Raw genomic sequence first — 20,291 nt, 5'->3', positions numbered from 1 at the left:
CGTCAGTTTGACGATGGCCATAGTGTCGATGTGACGCATTCGCCGGCTCCCCGTCCCGCAGGCTGGTGCCCCGGGAAAAACCATGTGCGAGCATGAAGGGGTAAGACGTAAGACGTAAGCGCTCGGCCCGGAATGAATCCGCGGCCCCGCCGGTTGCAACCGTCGGCAAGCAGTCTCCGTACAACCCGGGAGAGAAGCAGATGTCCGTATCGGACGAGACCACCACCGTGAACGACGGCATCCTCCTGTCGGACGCCGCCGCGGCCAAGGTGAAGGGCCTGCTGGAGCAGGAAGGCCGGGACGACCTGGCGCTGCGCGTCGCCGTCCAGCCCGGTGGCTGCTCGGGCCTGCGCTACCAGCTGTTCTTCGACGAGCGCTCGCTCGACGGCGACGTCGTCAAGGACTTCGACGGCGTGAAGGTCGTCACCGACCGGATGAGCGCTCCCTACCTGGGCGGCGCCTCCATCGACTTCGTCGACACCATCGAGAAGCAGGGCTTCACGATCGACAACCCGAACGCCACCGGCTCCTGCGCCTGCGGCGACTCCTTCAGCTGAGCCTGTAGGGACAGACGTACGAAGGCGGCGGCCCCCCGATGCTCGGGGGGCCGCCGCCTTCGTACGTCTTCGTACGTCACTTCCGCCGTACCGTCTCGCCCGTGGCGTTCACGACCTTGCGTTCGCCCAGCGGCTTGTCCAGGGTGACGGTCTTCGAGAGTTCCTTGGCGACCATGACGCAGACCTGGTCCTTCTGCTTGGTCTCCGTGACCGTGACGGTCACGCGGTCGCCCTTCTCGCGCGCCGACGCGGTGTACTCGGCGCAGGCGCTGCCCCAGAAGTGCACCGTCAACGACGTGCCGTCCGCGGTGTAGGACTCGACGCGCGCCGAGCGCTTCTCGCCCGGCTCCTCGGTGGGCGCCGGGGTGCCGGAAGTCCCCGGCGACCTCAGGTACTCGGGGGCCACCGCCGGATGCGTCACCGTGAACGCCTCCCGCGCGCCCTGCGGCTTCACCTCGAACAGCCAGGACGGCACCAGCGTCTGCCTGCCGTCCACGTGGTGCGTCGCGAGCCCGAAGGTGGCGCCGTGCACCGCCACCGGCCGCGGCTTCGGCGGCGCGGACGAGGGCTCGCAGGGCGCCTGCTTCACGCCGCCGCCCCTCGTCTTCGTGCCGCCGCCCTCCGTCTTCGTGCTGTCGTCGGCGTGCGGCACCGGGGTCGCGCAGCCGCCGATGCCGACGCGTCCGTCACCGGCGGTCGCGTTCAGCCGGTCCAGGGTCTCCCGGGCGCCGATCGCGGGATACCGGGCGCCCTTCTCGGGCGCCTTCAACTGCCCGCTGCCGCCCACCACTTGTCCGTCGGTACCGACCTGGATGCCGGTCGACCAGCCGTAGGTCGGCAGGCCGTCCACCTTCGGATCGGCGTTCACCACCCGTACGGCGCCCATCAGTTGGCGGGCGTCCAGCTTCGCGTCGTCCTGGCCGAGCGCCTTGAGGACCGGCGCCGCGGCGTCCTTGGCGGCCTTCTCCCCGACGGCGTCGCCCAGTTCGCCGTGCGGCGCGGTGGAGGTGCTCGAACAGGGCTTGCCCTTGGGGCAGTTGTCCGTGCCGCCCGTGCCGTGCCGGGCGTACGTCCAGGTGCCGGGCGCCTGCTTGTTCACCTGGAGCGAGGGGCCAGAGCCGTCCTTGTCCTGCGCCACCCGCCAGACGCCGTCCCGCGCCGTCGGCGTGCCGGAGAGGCCGAGCGCCTTGGCCAGCGTGCTCACCTCGCCCCGGGTGACCTCGCCGCGCGCGTGGTAGACGGACGCCGACTTCGGCCCCTCGGGCAGCTCGCCGGTCGCCCTGTACGTGGCGCCGTTCGGGTCGGGCTCACCGGGCGCGATGCCGCCGGTGCCGCCGCTGCTGCCTCCTGTCCGGCCGCCGTCACCCGTATAGCCGTCCAGCGCGAGCGGTGGCGGGGGGCCACCGTCTCCCGCCGGGGCGCCGTCACTGCTCTGGCCGCCACCGCCGCCGGACGCGGTCGCCGCGAAGTACGCGCCACCGCCGCCGACGAGCAGCACGGTGGCCGCGACCGAGGCGACGGCGAGGCGGGCACGCCTCCGCTGGGGCTCGGCCACCTCATGGACGGATCGCTCGGTGCTCACCGCATCGCTCCTTCGACTGCACTGCTGTCCCCGGAAACCCATGGGCGGGCTTCGTCGTATCCCAGTACCCCCTTTACGGGGGACGGCGATGGGACGCAGCGGGGGAGCGCACGGTTCCCCCGGCGCGCGCCGAGGCCCGGGGCCAGTCTCCCTCAGTCGCCGTATTCGGACATCCCGTCGATGAGCCGCGCGGAGGCGGGCGGCACGGTGACGCCGTGGATCAGGGCCGGCGGCACCGGGGCGGCGGCGGCCGTGGCGGGCGCCACCCAGTGCGGCGCCATGCGGGCGCAGTCGCCGCGCAGCGTCTCCATGCTCTCGGAAGGCTCCGCGGAGACCCTGTGGGCACGCTTCATGACGACATCCTTCGAGATATGGGTCATAACGGCACCGTACGCATCGGGCCACACAAGAAAAAAGCCCTACTATCGGGTAGTTTTGGCACTTCAGCACGGGTGGGTCGACCCGATAGCGTGAACCGTCAACCCCTCGCCTCTCCTCCACAGGAGCACCCAGCCGTGCGTATCGCAGTCACCGGCTCCATCGCCACCGACCACCTGATGACCTTCCCCGGCCGCTTCGCCGACCAGCTGGTCGCCGATCAGCTGCACACGGTCTCCCTCTCCTTCCTGGTCGACAACCTCGACGTCCGCAGGGGAGGCGTGGCCGCCAACATCACCTTCGGCATGGGGCAGCTCGGCACCCGGCCGATCCTGGTCGGCGCCGCGGGCGCCGACTTCGACGAGTACCGCGCCTGGCTCGACCGGCACGGCGTGGACACCTCCTCGGTCCGGATCTCCGAGACGCTGCACACCGCCCGCTTCGTCTGCACCACGGACGCCGACCACAACCAGATCGGCTCCTTCTACACGGGCGCGATGAGCGAGGCCCGCCTCATCGAGCTGAAGACGGTCGCCGACCGCGTGGGCGGCCTCGACCTCGTCCTGATCGGCGCCGACGACCCCGAGGCGATGCTGCGGCACACCGAGGAGTGCCGCACCCGCCGGATCCCCTTCGCCGCGGACTTCTCGCAGCAGATCGCGCGCATGGAGGGCGAGGAGATCCGCACCCTCCTCGACGGCGCCACGTACCTCTTCTCCAACGAGTACGAGAAGGGGCTCATCGAGTCCAAGACCGGCTGGAGCGACGCCGAGATCCTCTCGCGCGTCGGCCACCGCGTGACGACCCTCGGCCCGGGCGGCGTACGTATCGAGTCGACCGGACAGGACCCGATCGAGGTCGGCGTCCCGGACGAGGAGGCCAAGGTCGAGCCGACCGGCGTCGGCGACGCGTTCCGCGCGGGCTTCCTGTCGGGCCTCGCCTGGGGCGTCTCCCACGAGCGCGCCGCGCAGGTGGGCTGCATGCTCGCCACGCTGGTCATCGAGACCGTCGGCACGCAGGAGTACGAGCTGCGCCGCAGCGACTTCATGGACCGCTTCACCAAGGCGTACGGCCACGAGGCCGCCACCGAGGTCCGCGTGCACCTCACCTGATCACGAGAGCCGGCGGACCACGTACGCGCTGCCGTGGTCCGCCGGCCGCTCGCCCACGTACTCCTGCCCGCGCATCTCGCACCACGCCGGGATGTCGAGCCGCGCCGCCTCGTCGTCCGCGAGCACGGTCACCGTCCCGCCGACCGGGACGTCCCCGATGACCTTCGCGAGCTCGATGACCGGCAGTGGGCACCGCTTGCCGAGCGCGTCGACGACGAGCGACGCGCCTTCCGTACGCCGCTGAGCCGCGACCGGGGCGCCCAGCTTCTCCCGGACCCCGGCGACGGCGCCGGGCAGCACGTCGAGGAACCGCTCCACCTCTGCGGCCTCGGTGCCGGCCGGCAGCGAGACCCGGACGTTGCCCTCGCTGAGCACGCCCATCGCCCTGAGCACATGGCTCGGGGTCAGCGTCGAACTGGTGCACGACGACCCGGACGAGACGGAGAACCCCGCCCGGTCCAGCTCGTGCAGCAGAGTCTCCCCGTCGACATAGAGACAGGAGAAGGTGACGAGGTGCGGAAGCCGCCGCACCGGGTCGCCCACCACCTCCACGTCCGGCACCAGCGCGGGCACCCGCGCCCTGATCCGCTCCGTCAGCTCCCGCAGCCGCGCGCCCTCCGCTGCGGCCTCGGCCCGTACCGCCCGCAGCGAGGCGGCCGCCGCGACGACCGCCGGGATGTTCTCGAACCCGGCGGCGCGCCCCGACTCCCGCTCGTCCGCGGGACCTTGCGCGGCGAAGCGCACCCCCTTGCGCACGACGAGCAGTCCGACCCCCGCGGGCCCGCCCCACTTGTGGGCACTTCCGGTCAGCAGCGACCAGTCCCCGCCGACAGGACCCCAGGCCAGCGACTGCGCGGCGTCCACGAGGAGCGGCACCCCCGCCGCACGGCAGGCCGCCGCCACCTCGGCCACCGGCTGCTCGGTGCCCACCTCGTGGTTGGCGGACTGGAGACAGGCGAGCGCGGTGTCCTCGCGCAGCGCGGCGGCGTACGCCTGTGCGTCCACGGCCCCGGCGCGGTCCACCGGTACCTCGGTCACCGTCCCGCCGCCGGCCTCGTGAGCCGCTGCCGAATGGAGCACCGACGAGTGTTCGACGGCCGACACGATCAGGTGGCGTCCGGCGCGGCGGCGCCCGGCGAGGGCCCCCGCCACCCCCGAGTGCACGGCACGCGTACCGGACGAGGTGAACACCAGCTCGTCGGCGCGGCACCCCACGGCGTCCGCAGCGGCCTCCCGCGCCGCGTCCAGCAGCATCCGGGCCCGCCGCCCCTCCCGATAGAGCCGAGCAGGATCGGCCCACCCCTCATCGAGCGAGGCCTGCAGGGCCTGCCGGGCAACGGGATGAAGGGGAGCGGAGGAGGCGGCGTCGAAGTAGGGCACGCATCCACGCTAGCCCCCTCAGGAGCGCCCTGAAGGGGCAGCTCCCAAGGGGCGCGGGGAACTGCGCGCCCAGCCCCCACCAACCCGCACCCGCGGACCGACAGATTCCACCACCCCCGTAGGCGCCCCGACCCCCCGTCAGAAAGCGCCGAGGGGTGCCCACCCCACCCTTCGGAGTGACCCGCGGCGCGTTAGGCACCCTCCCCGCGCGACCCCAAAATGCGTCCAGTAGGGTTTGGTCCGCATAAACATCCAAACCCCTGCCCGACGCAGGGCGGCGACCGACCAGCGTGAAGGCCGCAGCCGACAGCGCGGGCGAGACTCTCGGGAAGGCGCTACGTGAGTCCCAACGGCTCCGACCGCTCGTCGCGGCGCCCGATGCGGCGGAAGCTGCCGCAGGTGCTGACTGCGGGCCTGATCCTGGCGACCGCCACCGGTTGCACATACAAGGATTTCCCCCGCCTTGGAATGCCCACCCCGGTAACGGAAGAGGCTCCGCGGATTCTCTCCCTCTGGCAGGGCTCGTGGGCGGCAGCGCTCGCCACGGGCGTGCTGGTCTGGGGCCTGATCCTGTGGAGCGTCATCTTCCACCGGCGCAGCCGCACCAAGGTGGAAGTCCCCATCCAGACCCGTTACAACATGCCCATCGAGGCGCTGTACACGGTCGTCCCCCTCGTCATCGTCTCCGTGCTCTTCTACTTCACGGCGCGCGACGAGTCCAAGCTCCTGCAGCTGGAGGAGAAGCCGGCCCACACCGTCAACGTGGTCGGCTACCAGTGGAGCTGGGGCTTCAACTACGTCGAGAACGTTCCTGGCGCCGGCAAGGACAACGCCCGGACGTCCAAGGACCTGGAAGCCATCCCGGACAAGTTCCGCAAGGACTTCCCGGCGAAGGCCAACGGTGTCTACGACGTCGGCGTGCCCGGCGACCGGAACCCCCAGAACGGCAACCCGGGCCCGACCCTCTGGCTCCCCAAGGGCGAGAAGGTCCGCTTCGTCCTGACTTCGCGTGACGTCATCCACTCCTTCTGGGTGGTGCCGTTCCTCATGAAGCAGGACGTCATCCCGGGCCACACCAACGCCTTCGAGGTGACTCCCAACAAGGAGGGCACCTTCATGGGCAAGTGCGCCGAGCTCTGCGGCGTCGACCACTCCCGGATGCTCTTCAACGTCAAGGTCGTCTCTCCCGAGCGCTACAAGCAGCACCTCGAGGACCTGGCGAAGAAGAACCAGAAGGGCTACATCCCGGCCGGCATCGAGCAGACGCCCCACGAGAAGAACCGGGAGACGAACAACCTGTGAGCATCCTCAACGAACCCCAGGGTGCCGCGGCAGCACCAACGGACTCGTACGAGAACGAGCTGCCGGTCCGGCGCAAGCAGCCGGGAAACATCGTCGTCAAGTGGCTGACCACCACTGACCACAAGACGATCGGCACGCTCTATCTGGTCACGTCGTTCGCGTTCTTCTGCATCGGCGGCGTGATGGCGCTCTTCATGCGCGCCGAACTCGCCCGTCCCGGCACGCAGATCATGTCGAACGAGCAGTTCAACCAGGCGTTCACGATGCACGGCACGGTCATGCTGCTGATGTTCGCGACGCCGCTGTTCGCCGGTTTCGCGAACTGGATCATGCCGCTCCAGATCGGCGCGCCCGACGTCGCCTTCCCGCGGCTGAACATGTTCGCCTACTGGCTCTACCTGTTCGGCTCGCTCATCGCGGTCGGCGGTTTCCTCACGCCGAACGGCGCGGCCGACTTCGGCTGGTTCGCGTACGCGCCGCTGTCGGACGCCGTGCACTCGCCGGGTATCGGCGGCGACATGTGGATCATGGGTCTGGCCTTCTCCGGCTTCGGCACGATCCTCGGCTCGGTCAACTTCATCACCACGATCATCTGCATGCGCGCGCCGGGCATGACCATGTTCCGCATGCCGATCTTCGTGTGGAACGTGCTGCTCACCGCCGTGCTGGTGCTGCTGGCCTTCCCGGTCCTGGCCGCCGCGCTGTTCGCCCTGGAGGCGGACCGCAAGTTCGGTGCCCACATCTTCGACGCGGCCAACGGCGGCGCGTTGCTGTGGCAACACCTCTTCTGGTTCTTCGGCCACCCAGAGGTGTACATCATCGCCCTGCCGTTCTTCGGCATCATTTCCGAGGTCATCCCGGTCTTCTCCCGCAAGCCGATGTTCGGCTACATGGGCCTGATCGCCGCGACCATCGCCATCGCGGGTCTCTCCGTGACGGTGTGGGCGCACCACATGTACGTCACAGGTGGCGTGCTGTTGCCGTTCTTCTCCTTCATGACGTTCCTGATCGCCGTACCGACAGGCGTGAAGTTCTTCAACTGGATCGGCACCATGTGGAAGGGGTCACTGAGTTTCGAGACCCCGATGCTGTGGGCGGTCGGCTTCCTGATCACCTTCACCTTCGGTGGTCTGACGGGCGTCATCCTGGCCTCGCCGCCGATGGACTTCCACGTCTCGGACTCGTACTTCGTGGTGGCGCACTTCCACTACGTGGTCTTCGGCACCGTCGTCTTCGCGATGTTCTCCGGCTTCCACTTCTGGTGGCCGAAGTTCACCGGCAAGATGCTGGACGAGCGTCTCGGCAAGATCACCTTCTGGACGCTGTTCGTGGGCTTCCACGGCACGTTCCTGGTCCAGCACTGGCTGGGCGCCGAGGGCATGCCGCGTCGTTACGCGGACTACCTCCACGCCGACGGCTTCACCGCGCTGAACACGATCTCGACGATCAGCTCGTTCCTGCTGGGCCTGTCGATCCTGCCGTTCTTCTACAACATCTGGAAGACGGCCAAGTACGGCAAGAAGATCGAGGTCGACGACCCGTGGGGCTACGGCCGTTCGCTGGAGTGGGCGACGTCCTGCCCGCCGCCGCGGCACAACTTCCTCACGCTGCCGCGCATCCGCAGTGAATCGCCGGCCTTCGACCTGCACCACCCGGACATCGCGGCCCTCGGCCAGATCGAGAACGACGGCCAGAAGGACACCGCGCTGTTCGGCGGCGACAAGGAGGCCGCGAAGTGAAGATCCAGGGCAAGATGTTCATCTGGCTGAGCGTCTTCGTCCTCGCCATGGCGATCGTCTATGGCGTGTGGTCGAAGGAGCCGGCCGGTACCACGGCGCTCTTCCTGGCCTTCGGCCTGTGCATCATGATCGGCTACTACCTGGCCTTCACGGCCCGGCGGGTCGACGCCTCCGCACAGGACAACAAGGACGCCGACGTCGCGGACGAGGCCGGCGAGGTGGGCTTCTTCAGCCCGCACAGCTGGCAGCCGCTCTCGCTGGCCGTGGGTGGCGCGCTCGCCTTCATGAGCATCGCCATCGGCTGGTGGCTGCTGTACTTCTCGGCCCCCCTCCTGCTGATCGGTCTGTGGGGCTGGGTCTTCGAGTACTACCGCGGCGAGAACCAGACCCAGTGAGTCTGTAGTTCCCTTACCGCACCGAGGGGCCCGGACACTCCGTCAGGAGTGTCCGGGCCCCTCGGCGTGTCGCGCTTGACACCCGGACGGGTCACTCACCGTGCCGGACCGGGTGAACGTCCATACCGTGAGTTCATGAGCCACTCACCGCGAATCCGCACGGTACTGAGCTGCACGATGCTGGTGGCCGCCCTCGGCGCGGGGGCCACGGCGTGCGGCTCCGACGGCCACCCGCTCTCGGCGAAGCCGTACGACGCGGCCGGCCATGTCGCCTTCAACGGCCCCGTGGGCAGCAAGAAGGCGGATCCGGACAAGCCCCTGGAGGTCACCGCCCAGGGCGACGACGCGCGCATCACCGACGTGACGGCCACGGACGCGATGGGACGGTATCTGGCCGGTGAGCTCTCCGCCGACGGCTCCCGGTGGCACAGCACCGCGCCGCTCGCGGCCGGCGCCCACTACACGGTGCGGGTGAGTACCGAGGACGACGAGGGCGCACCGGGCCGCAAGGTCCTGACCTTCGACACCGGCACCCCCGAGAAGAAGAAGCGGCTGAAGGTCACCTTCGGCCCCGAGGGCGGCAAGTACGGCGTCGGACAGCCCGTCACGGCCTCGCTCAGCGCCCCGGTGAAGGGCAAGGAGGCCAGGGCGACCGTCGAACGCTCCCTGAAGGTGCGGTCGGTGCCCGCGGCCGAGGGCGCCTGGCACTGGGTGGACAGCGAGACGCTGCACTACCGCCCCAAGGAGTACTGGCCCACCCACGCCACGGTCACCGTCTCCAGCAGCCTGGAGGGCATCAAGGTGGGCGACCGGCTGTGGGGCGCCGAGACCAAGCCCCTGAAGTTCACCACCGGAGACCGGATCGAGGCGGTGACGGACGCCTCGTCCCACTGGATGACGGTCTACCGCAACGGCGAGGAGATCAACTCGATCCCGGTGACCACGGGCAAGCCCGGCTACTCCACCCGCAACGGCGTCAAGGTCGTGCTCGGCAAGGAGTACTCCGTACGCATGACCAGTGCCAGCATCGGCTCCGCGGACTTCTACGACAAGCAGGTCTACTACGCGACGCGGGTCACCGACTCCGGTGAGTACGTGCACGCGGCGCCCTGGTCGGTCGGTTCGCAGGGCTATGCCAACACCAGCCACGGCTGCATCGGCATGAGCACGGGCAACGCCGCCTGGTTCTACGAGACCGTGCGGCAGGGCGACCTGGTGAAGGTGATCAACAGCGCCGGCGAGGACATGCCGACGTTCGGCAACGGCCTCGGCGACTGGAACGCGAGCTGGAAGTCGTGGCGCAAGGGCAGCGCGCTGCTCACCGGCGCCAAGGAAGGCCCCGCGGCGGCCGACGCGGCCCGACTGCGGCCGCAGGTCTAGCGGGGGCGCAGAACGGCGCGGAACGGCACGCGGGGCCCACGCCGAGGCGCCCTGCCCCGCCTGCCGCGCGACCCGGGACCCGTCAGGCCTGCACGGCCTGCGTGCTGCGCAGCAGGGCGGCCAGGGCGTCCGCGAACTCCACCGGATCGACCGGAAGGGTCACCGCCGCTTCCGCGCGGCTCCAGGTGGCCAGCCAGGCGTCCTGCGGGCGCCCGATGAGCAGCAGTACGGGCGGCGCGCGGAAGATCTCGTCCTTGACCTGGCGGCACACCCCCATGCCGCCCGCGGGCGTCGCCTCGCCGTCGAACACACAGACGTCGACGCCGCCCCGGTCCAGTTCCTTGAGCACGGCGGGCAGCGTCGCGCACTCGATGAACTCGACCTCGGGAACGTCCGCCGCCGGCCTGCGCCCGGTGGCCAACCGGACTTGCTCGCGGGTGCTCGCGTTGTCGCTGTAGACCAGCACCGTGGCGGTCGGCTGCATTGTTCCTCCAGATCATCGGGAACCGATGCGCGGATGCTACTCCTCCCGACGCCCCGTCAGCACGGGTTCGGACAGGCCTCCGATGGGCCATACGGGCAGGACACACCCCGCAGACACTCCGAACGGCACCCCCCGGGGTGAGGGCGGGATAAGCGACCGACATAATGTCGGTCGTGGCGACAGCAACGACAGTAGATACCGGGCACGCGCACCCGCCGGTCAATCGACCGAACCTCACCAGCGTCGGAACCATCATCTGGCTGAGTTCCGAGCTGATGTTCTTCGCGGCCCTCTTCGCGATGTACTTCACCCTGCGATCGGTGACAGGTCCTGATCACTGGAAGGAAATGGCCTCGGCCCTTAACTTCCCGTTCTCGGCGACGAACACCACCATCCTGGTGCTCTCCTCCCTCACGTGTCAGCTCGGCGTCTTCGCCGCCGAGCGTGGCGACGTGAAGAAGCTCCGGATGTGGTTCATCGTCACCTTCATCATGGGTGCGATCTTCATCGGCGGTCAGGTGTACGAGTACACCGAGCTGGTCAAGAAGGACGGGCTCTCGCTCTCCTCCGACCCTTACGGCTCGGTCTTCTACCTGACCACCGGCTTCCACGGACTGCATGTGACAGGCGGCCTGATCGCCTTCCTGCTGGTCCTCGGCCGCACCTACGCGGCCAGGAAGTTCACCCATGAACAGGCGACCGCAGCCATCGTCGTGTCCTACTACTGGCACTTCGTCGATGTGGTCTGGATCGGACTCTTCGCCACGATCTACATGATCAAGTAATCGGCGGGGTCGCTCACGCGACGTACCGACATTTTCCAGAAGCATCGACGCAGAAGATCCTGACACCCGGGGTAATCCGTGAAAAAGCTCTCCGCACGACGACGCCATCCGCTGGCGGCGGTCGTCGTCCTACTCCTCGCGCTGGCGGCCACCGGGGGGCTGTACGCCGCGTTCGCGCCGGCGGACAAGGCGCAAGCCGACGACACCGCCCAGTCCCTCGCCATCGACGAGGGCAAGAAGCTCTACGCCGTGGGCTGCTCCAGCTGCCACGGAACCGGCGGTCAGGGCTCCTCCGACGGTCCGAGCCTGGTGGGCGTGGGCGCCGCGGCGGTCGACTTCCAGGTCGGCACCGGGCGCATGCCGCTCCAGCAGCAGGGTGCCCAGGCGCCCAAGAAGAAGGTCATTTACAACCAGGCCCAGATCGACCAGCTGGCGGCGTACATCTCGTCGCTCGGCGCCGGTCCCTCGGTCCCGACCGAGAAGCAGTACAGCCCGGACGGGGCGGACATCGCCAAGGGCGGCGAGCTGTTCCGCACCAACTGCGCCCAGTGCCACAACTTCACCGGTGAAGGTGGCGCGCTGACGCACGGCAAGTTCGCGCCGTCGCTCGAAGGTGTCTCTCCCAAGCACATCTACGAGGCCATGCAGACCGGCCCGCAGAACATGCCGTCCTTCCCCGACACGACGATGCCGGAGAAGGAGAAGAAGGACATCATCGCGTACCTCGACGCGGTCAACGGTGAGAAGACCCAGAGCCCTGGCGGTCTCAAGCTGGGTGGACTGGGCCCGGTCAGTGAAGGCCTCTTCGGCTGGATCTTCGGTCTCGGCTCGCTGATCGCGGTCGCCGTGTGGGTCGCCGCTCGGACCGCAAAGGCCAAGAAGTCATGAGTAGCCAAGAGATTCCAGAAGAGAACCTGCCCACCAAGCAGGAGACCGAGTCCGAGCACGGCTCGGTGGCGGTCGCGGACGACAACCCGTTCGCCGACCCGGGCCTTCCGCCCCACCAGCACCGCATCCAGGACATCGACGAGCGGGCCGCGAAGCGCTCCGAGCGTGCGATCGCGTTCATGTTCACGCTGTCCATGCTGGCCACGGTCGGCTTCATCGCCGCGTTCGTGACCATCCCGGCCGACAAGAGCATCTTCGTCTGGCCGATCGGGCACATCAGCGGACTGAACTTCGCCCTGGGTCTGACCCTCGGCCTCGCGCTCTTCTGCATCGGCGCGGGGGCGGTCCACTGGGCCCGCACCCTGATGTCCGACGTGGAGGTCGCCGACGACCGGCACCCGATCGAGGCCGAGCCCGAGGTCAAGGCCAAGGTCATGGCCGACTTCAAGGCCGGTGCCGAGGAGTCGCAGTTCGGCCGGCGCAAGCTGATCCGCAACACGATGTTCGGGGCGCTCGCCCTGGTCCCGCTCTCCGGCGTCGTCCTCCTGCGCGACCTCGGTCCACTGCCCGAGGACAAGCTCCGGCACACCAAGTGGGCCAAGGGCAAGAAGCTCGTCAACATGAACACGAACGAGCCGCTGCGTCCCTCGGACGTGCAGGTCGGTTCGCTCACCTTCGCCATGCCCGAGGGCATGTCGGAGCACGACCACGACTTCCAGACCCAGATCGCCAAGGCCGCCCTGATGATCGTCCGGATCCAACCGGAGGACATCAAGGACAAGCGCGAGCTCGAGTGGTCGCACGACGGCGTCGTGGCGTACTCCAAGATCTGCACCCACGTGGGCTGTCCGATCTCCCTGTACGAGCAGCAGACGCACCACGTCCTCTGCCCGTGCCACCAGTCCACCTTCGACCTCTCCGACGGTGCCCGAGTGATCTTCGGCCCCGCTGGTCACGCCCTGCCGCAGCTGCGCATCGGTGTGAACGAGGAGGGCTACCTCGAGGCGCTCGGCGACTTCGAAGAGCCCGTCGGTCCTGCCTTCTTCGAGAGGGGCTGACCTGATGAGCAGCGACAACAAGAAGAAGGCACCCGCCGGCGAGCGGGTGGCCGACTGGGCCGACGGCCGCCTTGGGATCTACTCCCTGGCCAAGGCCAACATGCGCAAGATCTTCCCGGACCACTGGTCCTTCATGCTCGGTGAGATCTGCCTGTACAGCTTCATCATCATCATCCTCACGGGTGTGTACCTGACGCTGTTCTTCCACCCGTCGATGAACGAGGTGGAGTACCACGGCAGCTACGTCCCGCTGCAGGGACAGCTGATGTCCGAGGCGTTCAACTCGACCATGCACATCTCCTTCGATGTGCGCGGTGGTCTGCTGATCCGGCAGATCCACCACTGGGCGGCGCTGATCTTCCTCGCCGGCATGTTCGTGCACATGATGCGCGTGTTCTTCACGGGCGCCTTCCGCAAGCCGCGTGAGGTCAACTGGCTGTTCGGCTTCCTGCTGTTCGTCCTCGGCATGTTCACCGGCTTCACCGGTTACTCGCTCCCGGACGACCTGCTGTCCGGCACCGGTGTGCGCTTCATGCAGGGCGCGGTCCTGTCCGTCCCGGTCGTCGGCACGTACCTGTCGATGTTCCTGTTCGGCGGGGAGTTCCCCGGCGGCGACTTCGTGGCCCGGTTCTACTCGGTGCACATCCTGCTGCTGCCGGGCATCATGCTGGGCCTGGTGGTGGCGCACCTGATCCTGGTCTTCTACCACAAGCACACGCAGTTCGCGGGTCCCGGCAAGACGAACAAGAACGTCGTCGGCATGCCGCTGCTGCCCGTGTACATGGCCAAGGCCGGAGGCTTCTTCTTCCTGGTCTTCGGTGTCATCGCGGCCATCTCGGCGATCGCCTCGATCAACCCGATCTGGGCGCTCGGCCCCTACCGGCCGGACCAGGTGTCCACCGGCGCCCAGCCCGACTGGTACATGGGCTTCTCCGAAGGCCTGATCCGTGTCATGCCGGGCTGGGAGATCAACCTCTGGGGTCACACGCTCGTCCTGGGCGTCTTCATCCCGCTGATGATCTTCCCGCTGGTCCTGGTCGCGATCGCGGTCTACCCGTTCATCGAGTCCTGGGTCACCGGGGACAAGCGCGAGCACCACATCCTGGACCGGCCGCGCAACGCGCCGACCCGCACCGCGTTCGGTGTCGCCTGGATCACCTGGTACATGGTCCTGCTGATCGGCGGTGGAAACGACCTCTGGGCCACGCACTTCCATCTGTCGATCAACGCGATCACCTGGTTCGTGCGGATCGGGTTCTTCGTGGCCCCGGTCATCGCCTTCATCATCACCAAGCGGATCTGCCTGGGCCTCCAGCGGCGCGACAGGGACAAGGTGCTGCACGGCCGCGAGTCGGGCATCATCAAGCGCCTGCCGCACGGTGAGTTCATCGAGATCCACGAGCCGCTCGACCAGGGGCAGCTGCACACCCTCACCTCGCACGAGCAGTACAAGCCGCTCGAGATCGGCCCGACGGTCGACGAGAACGGCGTCGAGCGCAAGGTGTCCGGTTCGCAGAAGCTCCGGGCCAAGCTCTCCAAGGGCTACTACGGGGAGGACAACCAGATCCCCAAGCCCACCGTCGAGGAGTACAAGGAGATCACCAGCGGCCACGGCCACCACTGATCACCTGCGAGCTCCCTGAGCTCTGACCCACGGTCGCCACGGCGAGAGCCCCGTCCAGTGCATGGACGGGGCTCTTTGCCGTCCCGGAGGCTGGATAGGGTGGACCCACCCGACGTGTCGGGCACTTTCCTCCCCTGACAGACGAACACCAGGAGCGGCCATGAGCGCTGTGACCCCCGCAGGAGGCACTACCGCGGCGGGCCGTTCCTGGCCCGACGTACTGAACGGCCTGCTCGACGGGCGGGACCAGAGCGCCGACGACACGGCCTGGGCCATGGACCGCATCATGCGCGGCGAGGCCACCGACGCGCAGATCGCCGCGTTCGTCGTCGCGCTGCGGGCCAAGGGCGAGACCGTGGAGGAGATCTCCGGTCTCGTACGGGCCATGTACGAGCACGCCAACGTGATCGAGGTGCCGGGCGAGACGGTCGACATCGTCGGCACCGGCGGTGACGGCGCCAAGACCGTGAACATCTCCACGATGTCCGCGATCGTCATCGCCGGCACCGGCGCGAAGGTCGTCAAGCACGGCAACCGCGCCGCGTCCTCGGCCAGCGGGGCGTCCGACGTGCTGGAGAAGCTCGGAGTCAACCTCCAGCTCACGCCGGAGCGGGTCGTCGAGGTGGCCCAGGAGGCGGGCATCACCTTCTGCTTCGCCGTGAAGTTCCACCCCGCGCTGCGGCACGCGGGCGCCGCGCGCAGCCAGCTCGGCATCCGGACCGTCTTCAACCTCCTCGGTCCACTCACCAACCCGGCCAGGGTGCGCGCCCAGGCGGTCGGGGTCGCCGACGCCCGGATGGCCCCCGTCGTGGCCGGCGTCTTCGCCGAACGCGGGAACTCCTCCCTCGTCTTCCGCGGCGACGACGGGCTCGACGAGCTGACGACCACGTCGACCTCGCGGGTGTGGATCGTGCGGGACGGTTCGGTGCGCGAGGAGGCCTTCGACCCCCGTGCCGTCGGGATCGACCTGGTGCCCGTCGAGGCCCTGCGGGGCGCCGACGCCTCGTACAACGCCGAGGTCGCCCGGCGGCTGCTCGACGGCGAGAGCGGGCCGGTGCGCGACGCCGTGCTGCTGAACTCCGCGGCGGCGCTGGTCGCCCTCGCCCCGACCGACGCGCCGCTCGCCGAGCAGATCCGCGGGGGCATGGCGCGGGCGGCCCACTCGATCGACTCCGGGGCCGCGAGGAAGGCCCTGGAGCGGTGGGTGGCGGCCAGCAACCGCTGACGCTCCCGCCCATCTCCCGCTCACCCGTGTGACGCACGGCGCAGTCCGGATTATGGACTGCGCCTTGCGCGTCGAAGATCGTGTGGCAGGATGCTGGACAGGTCATGAGTGACAGCGACTACGGCCCCGGCCCGCTGTCCGGCAACCCTCCGTCCGTGGCGGGGTGCCCCGGGTGAAGACCAGGCCGTACGCAGCGAGGCGTATGGCAAGCGCGGACCCCTGGACATCGGTGAATGTCACAGCCCTGGGGTCCTGGTCCTCAAGGGAGCAGTCTCGTGAGCAAGCGAATGTGTTAGGGCCTCGGCGCCCCTCTTCCGCACACCTTCCTCTCTTCATCACTGCACCGCCGTACCTCCGCGTACGCGCGTCGACGCAGTGAACTCACCTGCCTCTTACGGGAGTTCGCCATGTCTGTTTCCGCTGTTCCTGCCGTTGCCGCCGACCCGTCCGTCTGTTCCCCGCTCGCCGTCCTCGGCCGGGACGTCACCGTGCCGCTGGTCACCGGCGGCGAGGTGACGTACGCCGCGCTCGACTACGCGGCGAGCGCCCCCGCGCTCCAGCGCGTCTGGGACGACGTGGCCGCCTACGCCCCGTACTACGGCAGCGTGCACCGTGGCGCCGGGTACCTCTCGCAGCTCTCCACCGACCTCTTCGAGAACTCCCGCACGACCGTCGCCGAGTTCCTCGACTGCCGCGAGGACGACCAGGTCGTCTTCACCCGCTCCACGACCGACTCGCTGAACCTCCTCGCCGCCGCCCTGCCCGCCGGTTGCGAGGTCTTCGTCTTCGAGACCGAGCACCACGCCTCGCTCCTGCCGTGGCGGGACGCCCGCGTCACCTACCTCGACGCGCCGCGCACCCCCGGTGAGGCCGTGCGGAACCTGGAGCGCGCGCTCGCCGACCGCGATCCTTACGGCCCGGCCCTCGTGTGCGTCACCGGCGCCTCCAACGTCACCGGTGAGCTGTGGCCGGTGCGGGAGCTGGCCGCCGCCGCGCACGCCCACGGGGCCCGCATCGTCCTGGACGCCGCGCAGCTCGCCCCCCACCACCCGGTCTCCGTGCAGGAGTTGGACCTGGACTGGGTCGCCTTCTCCGGGCACAAGCTGTACGCGCCCTTCGGCTCGGGCGTTCTCGCGGGCCGCTCCGACTGGCTGCGGGAGGCCGAGCCCTACCTCGCGGGCGGCGGCGCCTCGCGGAAGGTGGCGCGACGCCCGAAGGAAGCGGGCGGCGGCGTGGACGTGGAGTGGCACGACACCGCCGCCCGCCACGAGGCCGGGTCACCGAACGTCATCGGCGTCTACTCCATCGCCGCCGCCTGCAAGGCGCTCACCGAGGCCGGGTTCGACGAGCTGGTGGCCCGTGAGCAGTACTTGATCAGGAAGGTCCGCGAAGGGCTGGCCGAGGTGCCCGCCGTGCGGGTGCTCTCCCTCTTCGGTGACGACGCGCCGCGCGTGGGCGTCATCTCCTTCGTCGTGGACGGCTGGAACAGCTCGCACTTCGCCGCCGCGCTCTCCGCCGAGTACGGCATCGGCGTACGCGACGGCCTGTTCTGCGCCCACCCGCTGGTGCGCACCCTGCTCGGCGGTGAGCCCGGCGAGCCCGGCGAGTGCGGGGCCCCGGAGGCCGCGCCCGGCGAGAAGTCGCTGAACGCGATCCGCGTGAGCTTCGGCGCGGGCACCCCCGACGAGCACGTCGAGCGTTTCGTGCGCGCCGTCAAGGAGCTGGTGGCGGACGGCGCGCGGTGGAACTACCGCACGGAGGACGGGCGTTGCGTGCCGGACACCGGCGCCGCCGCCTGACCGGCCGGCAGCCGTGACCCCAGCAGGATCATCCGCAGGGCCCGCTCGGTCGCGTCGGTGAGGAACTCGCCGCCCCGGCCGAGCGCCTCGGTCAGCGAGACCGGGGCGGGCAGGATCGCGCTGTAGGCGTCCACGCCCAGCGCGCGCACCGAGTGGGCGCCGACACCGATCGTGCCCGCGAGGACCAGGACCGGGCGGCCGGCCCGCTTCGCGCGGCGGGCCACCTCGGCGGGGACCTTCCCGTACCGCGTCTGGTGGTCCAGGGCCCCCTCGGCGGTGACGACCAGGTCGGCGCGGGCCAGGCGGGCGTCCAGGTCGACCCGGTCGAGCAGTACGTCGAAGCGGGGCAGGAGCCGGGCGCCGAGCGCGGCGAGACCGGCGCCGAGGCCGCCCGACGCGCCGGTGCCGGGGCCGCCGGAGAGGTCGGCGGTGACGCGCAGGTCGCGCGTGAGGACGACGCGCTCCAGGTCGACCGCCGCGCTGAGGACGCTACGCCCAGGGGTTGCGGATGTCGGTGCCCGCGAGGCGGGGGTCGAGGCCGCTCGTGTCGATGCGGCTCAGCCGGGTCAACGCCCCGCCGCCGCGCGGGAGTTCGAAGCTGTCCAGGTCGAGGAGGCGGGCGCCGAGGGCCTGGAGGGCGCCCGCGCCGCCGTCCGAGGTGCCCGAGTCGCCGCAGCCGACCAGGATGCGGCGGGCGCCCGCGTCGAGGGCGGCGCGGATCAGCTCGCCGACGCCGTACGTGGTGGTGGCGCCCGGGTCGCGCATATCGCGGGGGACCAGCGAGAGCCCGGCCACGGCCGCCATCTCGACGACCGCCGTGCCGTCGGGCAGCAGCGCGAAGTGGGTGCCGATCGGCTGGCCGACCGGGCCGGTGGCGGGCAGCGCGACGAGGCGGCCGCCGTCCGCCGCGGCGAGCGCGCGGGCCGTGCCCTCGCCGCCGTCCACCAGCGGGATCAGATCGGTCTCGGCGTGCGGTACGACACGGCGTACGCCCGCCGCGATGGCCTCGGCGGCGGCGGGCGCGGACAGGGACTCCTTGAAGCCGCTGGGGGCGATGGCGAAACGGGTCAGCATGAGGTCTCCTCGATGGTTCAGCGGACGGGGACGCCGAGCAGCGGCCAGAGCGTCACGGCGCAGAGCAGGACGAGCGCGGCGGTCAGCGGCGCCAGGACCGCCGAGAGGCGCAGCAGGTCGCGCGGGGTGTAGGTGGGGGTGCCTGGGATGTCGGCGAAGAGCGTGACCGGCTTGGCGGAGGCGGGCAGCGTGTGACAGAAACCGGCGGCCGCCGTGGAGGCGAGGGCGGCGGCGACCGGGTTGACGCCCGCGCCGACGGCCGCCGCGACGACCAGCGGGACCAGGACCGAGGAGCGTGCCGAGCGGGACTGGAGGACCAGGTGCGCGGCCGTGCTGACCGTCACGACGGCGGCGAGGAACAGCCACGGCGGCAGATCCAGCGGCAACCCGCCGACCAGCCACTTCGCCGCCCCGGAGTCGGCGAGCGCGACGCCCATCGCCATCGTCGCCGCCATGAAGAGCAGCAGTGACCAGGGCACGGTCTTCAGGGCGTCCTTGAGCCGTACGGTGCCGAGGGCGGGGGAGGCCGCCACGACCGCGCCGATCAACGCCACGACCGCGGGAGGCACTTGGTGCAGCGGCTCGCTGCACCACAGGGCGACGACCGTGGCGAGCAGCAGGGCGCAGCGCGTCTCGGCGGGCTCCCAGGGGCCGGTCACCGGCTGCTGGCTGTGCTCCTGGAGCTGGTCGAGGGTGATGTGGACCGGGCCCTTGCGGTCGGCGCGCCGGGTGGTCGTCAACAGCACGGCCTCGGCGGCCAGATGGGAGGAGGCGATGGCGAGCGGCAGCCCGAGCAGCAGCCACTGCGTGAAGCCGATCCGGTCACCGGTCGCCTCCCACAGCACCGACACCGTGATCAGATGCGCGCCCGCGCCGATCAGGGTCGCCACCGCGGAGAGCAGGATGACGGTCGGGAAGAGCAGCGCCAGCATCACCACGAGCCGCCTGCGCTCGGCGAGGACCTTGGCGAGGGCGAGGAAGACGGGCAGCGCGAGCGCGGCGCGCCCCGAGGTGGCCGGAACCGCGAAGGCCGTCACGACCAGGGCGGCGGTCGTCAGATGGGTCAGCTGCCGTACGCTGCGCGCCCCGCTGACGAGGAACGCCGCGGCCCGCCCGGCGAGGCCGGTGCGCGCGACGGCGGCGGCGAGCACGAAGGCGCAGATCAGCAGCCACACCGTCTCGTCGCCGAGGGTGCCGAAGAGGGTGTCGCTGCTGATCACGCCGGTCGCGGTGAGGGCGAGTCCCGCGCCGAGCGCGATGTACGTGTCGTCGATCGGCGTGCCGATCCAGGCGCAGGTCGCGAGCGCGAAGACGGCCAGCGTGAGGCGGGCGTCGCCGCTCAGCCCCGGGAAGTTGCCGGGCACGAGCAGCAGCGCGCAGAGGCTGAGGGCCGCGCAGAGGGTCACGGCTTGGCGCGGGTTCAAGGTCACGCCGTTCAGCGTGGTGCGCCGCCGTGAGCCTTCGATGAGCCGCTGATGAGGGAAACTTCACCGGCCGTCAGGTCGCGGGCGCGCGGCGTGCCCGGGGTG

The 20,291-nt window shown here is 69.9% G+C and carries 17 protein-coding genes, 1 pseudogene and 1 riboswitch; of the genes and pseudogenes, 12 read left to right on the top strand and 6 right to left on the bottom strand.

What is annotated here, in order from left to right; genetic code table 11:
* Positions 1–200: 200 nt before the first annotated feature.
* Positions 201–557 carry an iron-sulfur cluster assembly accessory protein gene (locus KKZ08_RS10475; protein ID WP_223774196.1) on the top strand — a complete coding sequence of 119 codons (357 nt, stop codon included), beginning with the start codon at positions 201–203 and terminating at the stop codon, positions 555–557.
* 76 nt (positions 558–633) lie between these two features.
* Here the strand turns inward: KKZ08_RS10475 and KKZ08_RS10470 are convergent, their stop codons facing one another.
* Positions 634–2,139 (bottom strand): hypothetical protein, encoded by a 1,506-nt coding sequence (locus KKZ08_RS10470; RefSeq protein WP_223774195.1) that lies wholly within the window; start codon positions 2,137–2,139, stop codon positions 634–636.
* Between the two features lie 152 nt (positions 2,140–2,291).
* Positions 2,292–2,492 carry a hypothetical protein gene (locus KKZ08_RS10465; RefSeq protein ID WP_223774194.1) on the bottom strand — a complete coding sequence of 67 codons (201 nt, stop codon included), beginning with the start codon at positions 2,490–2,492 and terminating at the stop codon, positions 2,292–2,294.
* A 162-nt stretch (positions 2,493–2,654) separates the two neighbouring features.
* Here KKZ08_RS10465 and KKZ08_RS10460 point away from each other — a divergent pair, with 162 nt between their 5' ends.
* Positions 2,655–3,629, top strand: coding sequence for a carbohydrate kinase family protein (locus KKZ08_RS10460; RefSeq protein WP_223774193.1), 975 nt, complete (start codon positions 2,655–2,657; stop codon positions 3,627–3,629).
* Here the strand turns inward: KKZ08_RS10460 and KKZ08_RS10455 are convergent, their stop codons facing one another.
* Positions 3,630–5,009, bottom strand: a complete 1,380-nt coding sequence (locus tag KKZ08_RS10455; protein ID WP_223774192.1) for a cysteine desulfurase/sulfurtransferase TusA family protein — start codon at positions 5,007–5,009, stop codon at positions 3,630–3,632. It abuts the gene before it with no gap.
* 339 nt (positions 5,010–5,348) lie between these two features.
* Between KKZ08_RS10455 and coxB the strand changes: the two genes are divergently transcribed.
* The 4 genes from coxB to KKZ08_RS10435 all read left to right on the top strand — a co-directional run bounded on the left by coxB (position 5,349) and on the right by KKZ08_RS10435 (position 9,825).
* Positions 5,349–6,311: a cytochrome c oxidase subunit II gene (gene coxB, locus KKZ08_RS10450; protein WP_223774191.1), complete on the top strand. Its 963-nt coding sequence runs from the start codon at positions 5,349–5,351 to the stop codon at positions 6,309–6,311.
* The gene (gene ctaD, locus KKZ08_RS10445) at positions 6,308–8,050 is read left to right on the top strand and encodes a cytochrome c oxidase subunit I (RefSeq protein ID WP_223774190.1); all 1,743 of its coding nucleotides are present in this window, start codon (positions 6,308–6,310) and stop codon (positions 8,048–8,050) included. Before coxB ends, ctaD begins: the two co-directional genes overlap by 4 nt.
* The gene (locus KKZ08_RS10440) at positions 8,047–8,445 is read left to right on the top strand and encodes a cytochrome c oxidase subunit 4 (protein WP_223774189.1); all 399 of its coding nucleotides are present in this window, start codon (positions 8,047–8,049) and stop codon (positions 8,443–8,445) included. Before ctaD ends, KKZ08_RS10440 begins: the two co-directional genes overlap by 4 nt.
* A gap of 135 nt (positions 8,446–8,580) precedes the next feature.
* Positions 8,581–9,825 carry an Ig-like domain-containing protein gene (locus KKZ08_RS10435; RefSeq protein ID WP_223774188.1) on the top strand — a complete coding sequence of 415 codons (1,245 nt, stop codon included), beginning with the start codon at positions 8,581–8,583 and terminating at the stop codon, positions 9,823–9,825.
* An 82-nt stretch (positions 9,826–9,907) separates the two neighbouring features.
* On the opposite strand, the gene KKZ08_RS10430 is transcribed toward KKZ08_RS10435, so the two are convergent.
* Complete coding sequence (locus KKZ08_RS10430; RefSeq protein WP_223774187.1) at positions 9,908–10,309, bottom strand: hypothetical protein; 402 nt, start codon at positions 10,307–10,309, stop codon at positions 9,908–9,910.
* A 164-nt stretch (positions 10,310–10,473) separates the two neighbouring features.
* On the opposite strand from KKZ08_RS10430, the gene KKZ08_RS10425 reads away from it, so the two are divergent.
* The 6 genes from KKZ08_RS10425 (at position 10,474) to KKZ08_RS10400 (ending at position 17,688) form a co-directional block, all read left to right on the top strand.
* Positions 10,474–11,094, top strand: coding sequence for a heme-copper oxidase subunit III (locus KKZ08_RS10425; protein ID WP_030787003.1), 621 nt, complete (start codon positions 10,474–10,476; stop codon positions 11,092–11,094).
* Between the two features lie 78 nt (positions 11,095–11,172).
* On the top strand, positions 11,173–11,982 hold the full coding sequence (locus tag KKZ08_RS10420) for a cytochrome c (RefSeq protein WP_223774186.1): 810 nt from the start codon (positions 11,173–11,175) through the stop codon (positions 11,980–11,982).
* On the top strand, positions 11,979–13,040 hold the full coding sequence (locus tag KKZ08_RS10415) for a Rieske 2Fe-2S domain-containing protein (RefSeq protein ID WP_223774185.1): 1,062 nt from the start codon (positions 11,979–11,981) through the stop codon (positions 13,038–13,040). The genes KKZ08_RS10420 and KKZ08_RS10415 overlap by 4 nt, the downstream gene beginning before the upstream one ends.
* A gap of 4 nt (positions 13,041–13,044) precedes the next feature.
* Positions 13,045–14,664, top strand: a complete 1,620-nt coding sequence (locus tag KKZ08_RS10410; RefSeq protein ID WP_223774184.1) for a cytochrome bc complex cytochrome b subunit — start codon at positions 13,045–13,047, stop codon at positions 14,662–14,664.
* A gap of 160 nt (positions 14,665–14,824) precedes the next feature.
* Positions 14,825–15,889 carry an anthranilate phosphoribosyltransferase gene (trpD, locus tag KKZ08_RS10405; protein ID WP_223774183.1) on the top strand — a complete coding sequence of 355 codons (1,065 nt, stop codon included), beginning with the start codon at positions 14,825–14,827 and terminating at the stop codon, positions 15,887–15,889.
* A 100-nt stretch (positions 15,890–15,989) separates the two neighbouring features.
* A riboswitch (SAM riboswitch) is annotated at positions 15,990–16,107 on the top strand.
* Positions 16,108–16,296: 189 nt separating this feature from the next.
* A complete protein-coding gene (locus KKZ08_RS10400) occupies positions 16,297–17,688 on the top strand; it encodes an aminotransferase class V-fold PLP-dependent enzyme (protein WP_223774182.1) in 1,392 nt (463 codons plus the stop codon).
* On the opposite strand, the pseudogene KKZ08_RS10395 reads toward KKZ08_RS10400, so the two are convergent.
* Positions 17,637–18,762 (bottom strand): annotated as a pseudogene (locus KKZ08_RS10395) (glycerate kinase). The gene KKZ08_RS10400 and the pseudogene KKZ08_RS10395 sit on opposite strands and share 52 nt — an antisense overlap.
* Positions 18,763–18,779: 17 nt before the next feature.
* Positions 18,780–20,192, bottom strand: coding sequence for an SLC13 family permease (locus KKZ08_RS10390; protein WP_223774181.1), 1,413 nt, complete (start codon positions 20,190–20,192; stop codon positions 18,780–18,782).
* Positions 20,193–20,291: the final 99 nt, after the last annotated feature.

It is taken from the genome of Streptomyces sp. 135 (genome assembly GCF_020026305.1).
Classification (GTDB): domain Bacteria; phylum Actinomycetota; class Actinomycetes; order Streptomycetales; family Streptomycetaceae; genus Streptomyces.
Note: the sequence above shows the minus strand (reverse complement) of the source record. Positions and strands in the feature narration are given on the sequence as shown.

Excerpts from the sequence above, each read along its gene's own strand:
- KKZ08_RS10475 (WP_223774196.1), top strand. The coding sequence starts at position 201 with ATGTCCGTATCGGACGAGACCACCACCGTGAACGACGGCATCCTCCTG.
- KKZ08_RS10465 (WP_223774194.1), bottom strand. The coding sequence starts at position 2,492 with ATGAAGCGTGCCCACAGGGTCTCCGCGGAGCCTTCCGAGAGCATGGAG.
- KKZ08_RS10435 (WP_223774188.1), top strand. The coding sequence starts at position 8,581 with ATGAGCCACTCACCGCGAATCCGCACGGTACTGAGCTGCACGATGCTG.
- KKZ08_RS10430 (WP_223774187.1), bottom strand. The coding sequence starts at position 10,309 with ATGCAGCCGACCGCCACGGTGCTGGTCTACAGCGACAACGCGAGCACC.
- KKZ08_RS10425 (WP_030787003.1), top strand. The coding sequence starts at position 10,474 with ATGTCGGTCGTGGCGACAGCAACGACAGTAGATACCGGGCACGCGCAC.
- KKZ08_RS10415 (WP_223774185.1), top strand. The coding sequence starts at position 11,979 with ATGAGTAGCCAAGAGATTCCAGAAGAGAACCTGCCCACCAAGCAGGAG.
- KKZ08_RS10410 (WP_223774184.1), top strand. The coding sequence starts at position 13,045 with ATGAGCAGCGACAACAAGAAGAAGGCACCCGCCGGCGAGCGGGTGGCC.
- trpD (WP_223774183.1), top strand. The coding sequence starts at position 14,825 with ATGAGCGCTGTGACCCCCGCAGGAGGCACTACCGCGGCGGGCCGTTCC.
- KKZ08_RS10400 (WP_223774182.1), top strand. The coding sequence starts at position 16,297 with ATGTCTGTTTCCGCTGTTCCTGCCGTTGCCGCCGACCCGTCCGTCTGT.